We start from the raw sequence: 11,980 nt of genomic DNA, 5'->3' as shown, positions 1-11,980 counted from the left end.
TGCGAGTGGCAGTTGTAGCAGCCTTCCGAGACGAAGATGTGTCGTCCGGCTAGTTCCAACGGCGTGTATGGTTTGACCGTCGCGATGGTCGGCACGTTGGACCGGATCAAGAACGTCGGAATCACCTCAAACAAAGTGGCGACCACGACGGCGATCGTGGTGAAGACCGTGAAGCGAACTGGCAACCGTTCCCAACGTCGGTGCCATCCCATCTGGCTCCAAACGCTGACCTTCTTACCAAGCTCCAGCACAGGAGCACCGTCAATCGCACTGGTCGGAGTAGGCGTGTGGTCGACGTAGGTCTTGGTCAAACGCGGTGCAGTATGGACCGGGTTTTCATACTCGGCGGGGCGTCCCATCCAAGTCATCATGGAATTGATACCCAGCATCAACATACCGCTGACGTAGAGCACGCCACCGACGACTCGCAGCCACCACAGTGGGACAATGGACTGAGTTGTTTCGATGAAGTCCGGGTACATCAGGTGGCCCGTGTCATCCATGGCTCGCCACATCCAACCTTGCATCAGGCCGGCGGCATAAATCGGGATGATGTAGAGCAGGATCCCAATGGTCCCCGTCCAAAAGTGCAGGCTGACCAGTTTGTCGCTCCACATCTTGGTTTGGAACAACCGTGGAAGCAGCCAGTACAGCATGCCGAACACCATGAACCCATTCCAACCGAGTGCACCCGCGTGAACGTGCGCGATGGTCCAGTCGGTGTAGTGAGTGAAGGCGTTGATCGATTTGATCGACAGCATCGGGCCTTCAAAAGTGCTCATCCCGTAGAACGTCACGCCAACGACGAAGAACTTCAGCACCGGATCAGCGGCGACTTTGTGCCACGCACCACGCAGAGTCAGCAAACCATTGATCATTCCGCCCCAACTAGGCATCCACAGCATCAAGCTGAACAACATGCCCAGTGTGCTGGCCCATTCAGGAAGTGCGGTGTAATGCAGGTGGTGAGGACCTGCCCAGATGTAAATGAAGACCAGCGACCAGAAGTGAATGATACTGAGCTTGTAACTGAAAACCGGTCGTTCAGCGGCTTTGGGCAGGAAGTAATACATCAAGCCCAGGAATGGCGTCGTCAAGAAAAACGCAACCGCGTTGTGGCCGTACCACCACTGCATGAATGCGTCTTGGACACCCGCATAAACGCTGTAGCCTTTGAACCAACCAGCGGGAATGACCAGGTTGTTGAACACGTGCAACAATGCGACGGTCACGATCGTGGCGATGTAGAACCACAACGCGACGTACATGTGACGTTCGCGTCGCTTGATCAACGTCATCAAGAAGTTGCCACCAAAGATGAACAACCAGACGACCGCGATCAACAAATCGATCGGCCATTCGAGTTCCGCATATTCACGGCTTTGGGTGATTCCCAAAGGAAGCGTGATGGCCGCTAGAACAATGACGAGTTGCCAACCCCAGAAGTGCAGGCGACTGAGAACGTCGCTCCACATGCGAGCTTTGCAAAGTCGTTGTGTGCTGTAGTAAACCGCGGCGAAAATGCCGTTGCCGGCGAATGCAAAGATGGCGGCGTTGGTGTGCAGAGGACGGAGCCTAGCAAACGTGAACCAGGGCAATCCGCCCGTGATCGACGGAAGCACCAGCAGCACGGCGACGATCAGCCCAACCAGGGTTGCGACGATGCCCCACACAATTGTGGCTGTCGCAAACAAGCGGACAATGCCGTCGTCATATTGAAACTGTTCCAGCCGAACTTCTTCTGTGCCTGAGTCCGATGACAAGGCTGCGTCATCCGGACCGTTCGTCGGCGTACCAGTCGCCATTTCTATCCTCAGATTTCCGTAGTTGAACAGCATCCAAACACGAATGCGGCAACACCCATGCGGCAATCGTCACGGGCATCGGTGATCAGTGAAGGTCACCTGCCAATATTAAAAACTTAGTCGTCCCAAAAACCCACACCAACACCTGCAGATTTCGGTTTCCGCGACATTACGCCACGTATTTCACCGTTGGATCAGTCCAATCGTCCCGAGCTGCAGCGAGCCGGTGTTGTCGCAGGGTTGTATCACAAATCGCGAAATGTGGGTGGTGGAGGTGAAACGTCAGCGAGCCGTTTCAATCAAAAAAAGCCTTCGGGAATTCGTCTGGGCAAGACGATTCCCCGAAGGCTCTCTGAATTTCATTTCACCCGGTTCAGGGTGAGCGTGCTGAATGTGTTAAGCAGCGGGTTTGAGGTAAGACGACAAACGCTCGGCACGCGATGGGCTTTGCATCTTCGCGACCGCTTTGGCTTCGATTTGGCGGACGCGTTCACGAGTAACTTTGAAGATTCGACCGCACTCTTCGAGTGTGTAGCTGTATCCGTCGACCAGACCGTATCGCAAGCGAATGATTTCGCGTTCGCGGAAGGTCAGCGTTTTCAACAGTTCGTCAATCTTGTTTCGCAGCATGCCACTGGCGGCGATGCGGACCGGGTTATCCGTTTCGCTGTCTTGGACGAACTCGCCAAAGCTGCTGTCTTCGCCTTCGCCAACGGGACGGTCCAGGCTGACGGGGTGACGACCGATGTCCATCACTCGGCGGACTTCTTCGATCGGCACATCGGTTGCTTCGGCGATGTCTTCGTAGGTTGGCTCGCGACGGAGCGTTTGGGTGAGTCGCTTTTGTGCTTGGCGAAGCTTGCTGAGAACGTCGATCATGTGCACAGGGATTCGGATCGTGCGAGCCTGATCAGCGATCGCTCGCGTGATTGCTTGGCGAATCCACCATGTTGCGTAAGTGCTGAACTTGAAACCGCGACGATATTCGTATTTGTCGACTGCACGCATCAAGCCGGTGTTGCCTTCTTGGATCAGGTCCAAAAACGACAGGCCGCGGTTGCGATACTTTTTCGCGATCGAAACGACCAAGCGAAGGTTGCCGGCGCTGAGTTCGCGTTTGGTGGCTTCGTATTGATCGAAGTGGCGGCGAACTTTGGCCATGCGATTGTGCAAGCTGGTCGGGCTTTCTTGCGTGACCAGCATCAGTTCGCGAAGTTCTTGACGCAGATCGGCTGCTTCGTCGCGGCTCATCGCGTCGTTGCCAAGGTCGGCCAGACGCTCACGAATGAATGTCATTCGGCCGGAGATCTTTTCGAGTTGGTGCAGCAGCGGTGTGACGCGGCGGCTTCGCAGCGAAAGTTCCTCGACGAGTTCCAAGCATTTGCGGCGGCGACGAAGGAATTGCTTGCGGACTTCGGCTTTCAAACGTGGCGATGCACTGCGTCGAACCAGGATTTCAAAGTCGGCTTTATTCTTGGCGATCAAGTCATTCAGCGTTCGCAAGTTGTGCGGCATCCGCTGAGAAATTTGTTCCTTGGTCAATCGCTCGGTCAGCGAGACCTTGATCGTTCGGTCGAAAGGGAGTTCGCCCGAGTGGACTTTTTGCAGCGTCTCGACGGTGGCTCGCAAAGCGTAGTCGGTTTCCAGAAGCGAGCGGCGATATTGCTTGCGTGTGATTTCGATCTTCTTCGCCAGTGCGATCTCTTCTTCGCGAGACAGCAACGGAATCTCGGCCATTTGGCTAAGATACATGCGAATGGGATCTTCGCTGGCTTTTGGCAGGTCAGCCGAAGAAAAGCTTTGCGATGCGACTTCGTTTGCCAGGATTTGTTCAGGCGTTTCTTCGTCAGCGTTCATGTCGACCGGACGCAGTCCACGAACGTTGGGTGACGGGCGACGTGTAGCGGCGTCGCGAGCCTTCTTTTCCGAAACTTCAATCAGTTGGATGCCGCGATTTTCGAGAGCCAACAGAAGCGAGTTCAGCTTCTCTGGGTTGACGTCTTCATCGGGCAAGTACGCGTTGACTTCATCGTAGGTGAGGAAACCGTCCTTGGTTCCGCGGGCGATGAGTTGTGAAAGATCTTGGTCCATCAATTGCATCGGAAAAACCTCCTGTTATGGGTCACGTTCCTTCGTGGAACGGTCAGTCATGTTGGTGTTTGCGGGAACCTGAATCACGTGATTCAGTTCAACAATGACTGTGAGTGTCGTGTTTGAAATCTTTTCAAATGCGATTCATCATGAATCGCGAACGCTTCAGTTGGGTCGGGTGTCGAGGCTCCTTTGAGTGGTGGCCTTGGAAGGGTTGTCCTAGCGGGGCGTTTGCCGAATTCGCTCGGCAGCAAACAGTTGTTCTAACATCGCGAGCTCTTCGTCTTCGGGCAAGGATGCAGATTGTAATTTTTCGATTTGGCGAGTCTTTTCAGCGTCAAATTCTCGCTCGCGAAAACGTGTCAGGATCGCCGTGTATCGTAGGTGTGGCTCGTCTAAAACGTGACCGGCGCGTTGCTCGATTCGTTCTTGCAAAGTGATGATTTGATTTTTCAAAAAATCATTCTCGAGCAGGACAAGCACGGAGTCGACGTCCAGGTCGCGGCCCTGCAAATCCAAGTCTTGGTAGGCGGACAGCAACATCTTTGCCGTGTTGGAATGCAGCCACGATGGATCGATTGCTTCCACCGCCATCGCTGCGACTTCAGGTGACTCGATCAAGATCTCAAATAGTTCGCGATCGACGCCGGTAATCGCGGTGCCTTGTTCGGGTGGCTGTCGTCGTGGCGGTCCACTCGCAGAGTTCCGGCCTGGATGATTCGATGCTCCAAAGTCGCTCGGCGTCGATGGAGCGTAGTCATCAAAGCCTTCGTCGATGCCAAACGCGGCCGCGTCTTCCATGGCCGCTTGCGCGAATGGATCGAAGTCGTCCATTGATGCGGAAGCGGGCGGTCGAGTGGTAGGCTTTTGCGATGCCGGTAATCTGGTTGGTGCGTTGGGCGGCGCTGGGTCGTGAGGCCCGTTGCTCGTGTTGGCTTTGCGGTACCGGGCTTGCTTGCGTTCTCGTTCTGCGTTTTCCTCGCGAACCGTTTCGAGGCGTCGTTGCAAACGTTCAACAGGCAGACCAAACGTTTGGCTCATGCGAACCAGCAACTGATCGATCTTAAGTTCGGTCTTATCGCTTTTGGCTGGTGTCTTCGTTAGCACGCCCAGCATGGTTTCGATCGCGGTCGTGACGCGATGCGTGTCGCGAGTGACATCGACACCTTCGGTCAAACGATTCAGCTTGTGATCCATCGCATCGGGAGCTTTGCCGGCCATGTCCAGCAAATTCGCGGCGGATTGCTGTGCGAGGAAGTCGGCCGGGTCCAGTCCATCGGGCAGCGTCAGGATTCGCAAGTCCGCGTCGGCGGTGACGAACAATTCGAGGACTTCTTCTGCCCGACGTTTGCCCGCCTCATCGCCGTCGAGGACCAGCACGACTCGATTGACAAAGCGTTTGAGCACGCGAACGTGGGCGGCGGTCAAGGCGGTTCCGAGCACCGCGACGCTGTGGTCGATGCCCGCCATGCGAGTCGCGACCACGTCGGTGTATCCTTCCATGACGAGGACTTCATCGGCGGCACGCATCGCGTCACGAGCGAGGTGCAATCCGTAAAGCTCGTTAGATTTGCGGAACAACATGGTCTCGGGACCATTGATGTACTTCGCGCCGCCGTTGGACCCATCGCCTTGGGCTTCTGCGATGCGATTGGCGATCGCGGGAATGATTCGTCCGCCCAGCGAGATCGCTTGCCCTTGAGCGTTGTCGATCGGGAACATCAGTCGACCACGGAACCGGTCGTAGCAACCAGATTTTCCATCGCGGCCAATCGCGACTCCGGCGGCTTGGGCGACCGCTTCGGAGAGTTTGTTTCGTTTCAGCAGATTGACGGCGAAGTCCCACGAGTCAGGTGCGAAGCCAATCTTGAATAGTTCACGGTTGCTGTCATCGATGCCTCGGCTGGCGAGGTAGTCCCGAGCCATCTTGGCATCATCGGATGTTCCGCTGGCCAATTCGTCGAAGTAGGCTCGACAGATCAGGTCCACCGCCTTCATCAAGGTGGCTTTGTCGTCGGGGCTGCCCGGTTGAGTTTTGGGGCCGCGATTGAATTCGGGGATTTCGATCCCGGCTCGTTCGGCCAAGCTTCGCAGTGCGGTGGGAAAGTCTACGCCCTCGCGTTGCATGACAAAGCTGAAGATGTCCCCGCCGATGTCGCAAACCCAGCACTTCCAAGATTGACGTTCTTGGTTGACCGTCATCGACGGACGCGTGTCGTTGTGGAATGGGCAGCGGGCAACGAAGTGACGGCCCTGCGGACGCAATTCCAGATCATGCCCGATGACATCAACGATGTCGGTCGCTGCACGAACTCGCTCTTTGACGTCGAAGTCCGTCGAAGGGGACAAACGAACGCTCCTGTCAAAAGGCCGGATCAAAATGTCGTTGGCGACAAATTCAACCAGCACGAACGCGGGGAACATCCACTCCAGAAACGACATGCGGCGGGCAAGTCGAGCAAGATTTTCCTTGCTGGCTTGTCAACGGCTGCCGATCCAAATTGGATGCGGTCAGTGGAACGGTCAACCCGGCTTCGCGACTGCGAAGTGATCGTCACTCTTCCTGAGCGACCGGCGTTTCGACGTTCCCTGCGAAAGTCTGGGAAAGTGAGGTGCCGAGGCAAATTTCGGTCCGGTTACATCCCTGTAGCGTAGTGTGTCAGCCGCGGTGGGTGGAATTCCCCAAATGGCAGGCTGCCCGCTTCGTTACAAGCATGCGAGAAGTTTGCTGCGGTTTCACGGACGCGTCAATACCAATCAGAGGCAAAAAAGAACGCGAAAGCTCTTTTGAATCAGATGCTCGCAAATCACGTTTGATTCAGGGAAAAACGAGGAAGCCGTCGATCGCAAACAGCAGATTTGCTAGCACGATCGAGCGTTCTGGGCGGGGGCTCTCAGCCTGAGGGGCATCGGAAGATTCTCGCCTCTCGGCTACTTTGGTTTGAGACGGCGAATGGGCCCATTGTCCGGTGCCGGTGCCACGTCGACCGCCTGCCATCCTCGTAAGCTTTTCTGTAATTCTTCATGGCGACCGCAACTTCGTCGTTTGACGACCCAGATCCGGATTCGCATCACGTCGCCGCAACGACGTGGAGCAGTCGCGTGCGAGTGTGGAAGAAAATCTTCTCCACCGCTCTGTCAGAACGGTTGGTTTACCGTGGAGATTTCGCACTCGGAACGTTGATGCGTTTCCTACCAATCGTCACCCAGATTTTTCTGTGGTGGGCGATCTACGATTCGATCGCCGCCAGCGAAGCAGCCGAGCAAATGGTCGAGTCGGCTGTCGGTGGATCCGAGGCAAGTGATTCGGAGCTTAGTTCAGCAACCGAGGCGGTTCAGATTGGCGGATTCGGTTTTCGCGATATGGTGGCGTACTACTTGATCACCATGTTGGCTCGAGCATTCTCCAGCATGCCAGGTTTGGCATCCGGCATCGCTCTGCAAATTCGCGAAGGCGAAATCAAACGCTACTTGATCCAGCCGATCGACTTGATCGGTTTCTTGTTAATCAACCGAATCGCTCACAAGGTCGCTTACTACGCGATCGCGTTCGCGCCATTCGGTTTGGTGTTCTTTCTTTGCCGCGACTACTTCGTCGGTGGGTTCCCGCCGCCGCATTTGTTCGCGGCTTTTGTCGGATCGTTGGTGATGGGGTTCTTGATCGGCTTTTTCCTCGAAGCCGCCATCGGAATGATCGGCTTTTGGTTTCTGGAAGTCTCGTCGCTGCTGTTCCTATACATGTTGTTCAGCTTCTTTCTGTCGGGGCACATGTTTCCGATTTCGTTGTTGCCCGACAGCATTGAATGGTTCGTCAATTTGTTGCCGCTGAAGTACCTCGCTTATTTCCCCGCGGCTGTTTTCCTCGGCAAAATTCCCGACGAAGATTTACCGATGGAAATGGCGATCGAAGCGGCTTGGCTGACGTTCTTCATCGTTGTCTGTCGCTGGTCCTATTCCCGCGGTGTGGCTCGTTACAGCGGGTATGGAGGTTGATTCCATGCAATCCAAGCTAGCAACCGATGGTTCGAATCAAGACAAACCAGCCATGAACGACCAATGGATGAACGAAGCGGGGAGTGCGGACCGAGAGGCGGGTTCCGAGTGGATGCGCTATGTCCGAGTTTTCGGAACCTTCGCTCGCAACAGTTTGGTTCGCGACATGACGTTCCGTGCGAACTTCGTGATCGAATGTCTGAGCAGCATCGGTTGGACGCTGATGAACGTCGGATTTTACCTGATCATCTTTCAGTTCACCGGATCCATCGGAGCGGACACGGGTTGGGATCGTGAACGGTTCTTCTTGTTTTTGGCCACGACCTGGTTCATCAATTCGATCGTGCAAGCGTTCTTCATGCCCAACGCGGAAGAATTCAGCGAGTTGATTCGAACGGGTGGGTTGGACTTCGCCTTGCTGAAACCGATCGACACTCAGTTTTTGATTTCATTTCGACGGGTCAGTTGGTCATCGCTGGCCAACTTCCTGGCGGGACTGGTGATCGCGGGGGTGGCACTGACCAAGCTGGCAACTCGCGAGGTCGATCCGCATATACCGTCGGTCACTTCGCTGGTGCTGTATGTGCTCTTCTGCATGTGCGGCATCGTGATCATGTACAGCCTGATGATTTGCCTTTCCGCAACCAGCATTTGGTTGGGACGCAATCAGACGCTCTACAACTTTTGGTTCTACATCACCAATTTCAGCCGCTACCCGATGGAGATTTACAACCGCGGTTGGGGCACGCCGATGTACGGGTTCTTCACATTTGTGGTGCCGGTGTTGGTGGTCGTGAACGTCCCGGCTCGATTGCTGGCCAAGCCAATTGATCCACGGACCAACGAAGAATGGCTGTTGGTCGGTTGGGCGTTGATCGCCACCGTGATGAGCGTCACCTTCAGCCGTTGGGTCTTTCGCCGAGCACTGAGCAGTTACCGCAGTGCCAGTTCGTAGGCCCGCCCACGCCACCGGGCTGCTTTCCAGATCGCGATGGTTATCCGCTTGCTATAGCTAATCGGCCTCGCAACGAAGGGCAAGGCATCGTTTTATGACGAAGTAGTGCGAGGGTGAACTTTGTCGCCGCAATGAGTTTCGGGCGACCTAGCGATCGGGACGCTGCCGGTCGCTCGAACGAGTCTACCCGATGCGATTCTTGGGCGTCCGAGTCGTAGGCCAGGTCTCACCTGGCACCGAGCCGATGCTTGGGAACCAAGCGAGGCGTCCAGCCAACCTTCAATGCCGAGAGCGGTGTTGCTCTGGCTAAGAACCATCGCCAGGTGAGACCTGGCCTACGAGCTGGCACGCATCGGCACCGTGTCTCGCCCCGCCACCTCACACGACGACCTCCCTGGGAATCCTTTAGGTTCGCCCCGTGGCCGTTTCGGCTCGTTCGATTTCGGCTCGGCAGCGACTGATCATGTTCTGCAGGATGACAAATGAATGGTCTGCATCGAGTCGCTCTTCGATCAGTTCTTGGCACGTGGTCGACTCGATTTCTTCCAGATCTAGCAGTGCGGCGCCAAAATCGGAAACCCGTTGGTGTCCAATCGAATCGAGGATTTGTTGGACTCGGCCGTAGTAAACATCGACTCGGTTTTTGCGTCTCTGATCAATCCATTTCTTGATCCCATGCAAGCCACTGGCAAGCAGCAACGCGACCGTGATCAACACCCCGATCGACTCGGCGTTCTCGGCCAGGAACCCGGGCTCGTTCCTGCGAAAGTAAGCCTCCGCTCCGCGATGAAGTGGGAACTGCAATTGGGTCTGACTGGATTGTTCGTCGAGTCCACTGAGAAGTGAGATCTTCCTCCCGAGGACCGCGCGATGAGCAAAAATGGTCTGAACCAAATCGTTGGCAAGTTCTTCATCCCAGTCGGCACGGCAAGCCAAAACGGCACCGATGCCGACAGAAGGCATTGGACCGGTTGGGCTCCCTTCGTATGACATCAACGGGATTTCGGCCACTTTCGCGTGAGGGTAGTGCGTGCGGAATCCGTCGATGAATGCCCGCTCTGAAACGAAGGTTCCTTCGCTTCCCACAGCGCGGATTTGAATCGGTACCAGTTCAAATTCAGGACTCGCGATCAAGTCCTCGATGATTTCGGATCCGAGGCCCACCAAAAAGAAAGCCGCGTCGAGGTCGCCCGAACGCAATGCTTCGGCTGATTGAGAAAACCCCAGGTTCCGCTGGTGCTCCGCCGGAATTTCGACCCGGGAGAATCGGAGCAATTCTTCTACTAAAGAATAGGTCCCTCCCGACCGCGAACCGAGACTTGTCGAATGTCCTGTCAGGTCATTCAGGCATTCGACGTCCGCATCCTTCCGGCAAACCAAGTGCAGCACTTCGGTGTAAAGAATCGCCAAGCTGCGAACTCGTTCATCGGCAACGGCATCGTTCTGCACGATCGCAACGTCCGCCGTCCCATCTTGCAGGCGGGCGACGTTTTGGTGGCTTCCCTCGCTCGGGATCACTTCACAGCGGATCGCCTGGTGGCGATTCATGTACGAGTCGCCGATCTCCTTTCCGACTTGGAAGTAGATGCCCTGCTCAGAGCCCGTCGAGATCACCACCGGATCGGTCCGAGTGGCATCGGCCAAAACAATCCATACCACCCAGCAAAGGATGCCTCCGATGAGAGCCAGCAGAAAATTTGTCCAGCTCATTCTTCAACACCCAGTTCAGTCCCTTCGCACGGATTACTTTCGCGGCAGTGTATCAATTGGTGAGTCGGTCTGCTCAAGAGAATCCAGGTCGATCCCACAAGTCACAAATTGGCGGTCTGGGATCCAACCCTCACTGTTGAGTTTGATGCTGCGTTCTTTAATCTGGGATGCGAGGCGATCAAGTTCGTTTTCAGTCAGTGAGTTGTTTGTTTTTGCATAGGCCAGACGCACACTGCTCCAATGCAAGGATTCCCAGGGACGCTGCAACTCGTCGAGACTGTCGATCAGGCTTTGAAACTTGCTGTCGTCGCGGTCTTCGGTCAAAGACATCTCGCGACCGATACGCTTTGTTTCAGAAATTAGCTTAAATCGCTTGGCGGCGTCTTTCGATTCGTTTGGTCGATCGACCGCCAACAAGGAGTGGCTGAGCAGACGGTAGGCATCGCTGTCTGTCTGATCGAACAACACCGCCTTGCATAGTAGCCGAACCGCAGTAGCGTGAGTTTCCTGTCCTGCAAGGATTGCTCCCTTAGGAAAAGACGATTCAGAGTCAGGCAATTCACTTTGGGTCGCTTCTTCCCTCCAGTTGTTCAGCGAATCATTGTCATCGAGGTGGACGTAGACGCGTCCCAGGATCGATAGCGTTTCAGCGGAACGTGATTCAAGTGCTTCGAGTTCAGTTCTAGCCAGTTCCCACTCCTCTCGACTGATAGCGTACATGGCTTTTCCTCGATGCCCGATTGGAGAAAGCTCATCGAGCGAAGTGTCACCATGAAGCGGTTGTCCTCCAGCAAGCAAATGACGAAGTTCGATTTCTTCTATGTCGCCGAGCCTGCAAAGTGTTTTTAAATGCTCGGTTGCTTCGGAAGCTCTCCCTTGCCGGACAAACAACTCGGCAAGCTTGCGGTGAACCAATGTCGCGTCGGGAGCTTCCTGCAAAAGAGTCTGAAAACGCTGCTCGGCTTCCTTCCACATTCCAAATTGAACCATCCACTGGGCAGTCTGCCCCAACACAGGAAGTCTCGCGTCCGGAGTGGTTAGTGCCAGCTTGTCTAGCATTTGGATTGCTTCCGGAAAGCGGTTGCGTCTCCCTAGGACTCGAGCCATCAGAAAGACGGAGGTCGGGTCGCTTGGTGCGATACGCATGGCTTGACGTGCGAGCTGATAGGCTTTGTCGTGATCGTCTGCCTGCAACGCTACCGCAGCGTCATTGTGCAACGTGAACACGTCGATCTCGGGTGTTTCTTCTTTATCAACTTGTGACGTGGAAGGCTGAGTCTTTGATTCTGGATTTGGTTCTTTGGTAGCTCCTGCGATTTCGGGAGACGCCCCGTTCCGGTGACTGTCTGTTTTGGTAGAGGCCGCTCGCTTTGAAGCAGATTCAGAGTTCTCTGTATGGCAGCCTGTGATGAAGAATATTGGTGCT

8 protein-coding genes are annotated in these 11,980 nt (G+C 55.2%); 3 read left to right on the top strand and 5 right to left on the bottom strand.

Going from position 1 to position 11,980, the window contains the following annotated elements; translation table 11 throughout:
* The 3 genes from ccoN to dnaG form a co-directional block, all read right to left on the bottom strand.
* A partial coding sequence (gene ccoN, locus B2R17_RS14685; RefSeq protein ID WP_286764564.1) for a cytochrome-c oxidase, cbb3-type subunit I occupies positions 1-1,805 on the bottom strand: 1,805 nt, incomplete at its 3' end.
* A gap of 396 nt (positions 1,806-2,201) precedes the next feature.
* On the bottom strand, positions 2,202-3,905 hold the full coding sequence (locus B2R17_RS14680) for a sigma-70 family RNA polymerase sigma factor (RefSeq protein WP_286764563.1): 1,704 nt from the start codon (positions 3,903-3,905) through the stop codon (positions 2,202-2,204).
* A 210-nt stretch (positions 3,906-4,115) separates the two neighbouring features.
* The gene (gene dnaG / locus B2R17_RS14675; protein ID WP_286764562.1) at positions 4,116-6,338 is read right to left on the bottom strand and encodes a DNA primase; all 2,223 of its coding nucleotides are present in this window, start codon (positions 6,336-6,338) and stop codon (positions 4,116-4,118) included.
* 582 nt (positions 6,339-6,920) lie between these two features.
* Between dnaG and B2R17_RS14670 the strand changes: the two genes are divergently transcribed.
* From B2R17_RS14670 to B2R17_RS28415, 3 genes are all read left to right on the top strand, one after another.
* On the top strand, positions 6,921-7,889 hold the full coding sequence (locus tag B2R17_RS14670; protein WP_286764561.1) for an ABC transporter permease: 969 nt from the start codon (positions 6,921-6,923) through the stop codon (positions 7,887-7,889).
* Positions 7,879-8,844 carry an ABC transporter permease gene (locus B2R17_RS14665; RefSeq protein WP_286764560.1) on the top strand — a complete coding sequence of 322 codons (966 nt, stop codon included), beginning with the start codon at positions 7,879-7,881 and terminating at the stop codon, positions 8,842-8,844. The genes B2R17_RS14670 and B2R17_RS14665 overlap by 11 nt, the downstream gene beginning before the upstream one ends.
* Positions 8,845-9,074: 230 nt before the next feature.
* The gene (locus tag B2R17_RS28415; protein ID WP_414707330.1) at positions 9,075-9,305 is read left to right on the top strand and encodes a DUF1589 domain-containing protein; all 231 of its coding nucleotides are present in this window, start codon (positions 9,075-9,077) and stop codon (positions 9,303-9,305) included.
* On the opposite strand, the gene B2R17_RS14660 is transcribed toward B2R17_RS28415, so the two are convergent.
* Together B2R17_RS14660 and B2R17_RS14655 are read right to left on the bottom strand one after the other, a co-directional pair.
* The gene (locus tag B2R17_RS14660) at positions 9,250-10,554 is read right to left on the bottom strand and encodes a TAXI family TRAP transporter solute-binding subunit (RefSeq protein ID WP_286764559.1); all 1,305 of its coding nucleotides are present in this window, start codon (positions 10,552-10,554) and stop codon (positions 9,250-9,252) included. The genes B2R17_RS28415 and B2R17_RS14660 overlap by 56 nt on opposite strands.
* 33 nt (positions 10,555-10,587) lie before the next feature.
* A complete protein-coding gene (locus B2R17_RS14655; RefSeq protein ID WP_236618376.1) occupies positions 10,588-11,781 on the bottom strand; it encodes a tetratricopeptide repeat protein in 1,194 nt (397 codons plus the stop codon).
* Positions 11,782-11,980: the final 199 nt, after the last annotated feature.

The organism is Rhodopirellula sp. UBA1907, from assembly GCF_002337565.1.
GTDB lineage: Bacteria > Planctomycetota > Planctomycetia > Pirellulales > Pirellulaceae > Rhodopirellula > Rhodopirellula europaea.
Note: the sequence above shows the minus strand (reverse complement) of the source record. Positions and strands in the feature narration are given on the sequence as shown.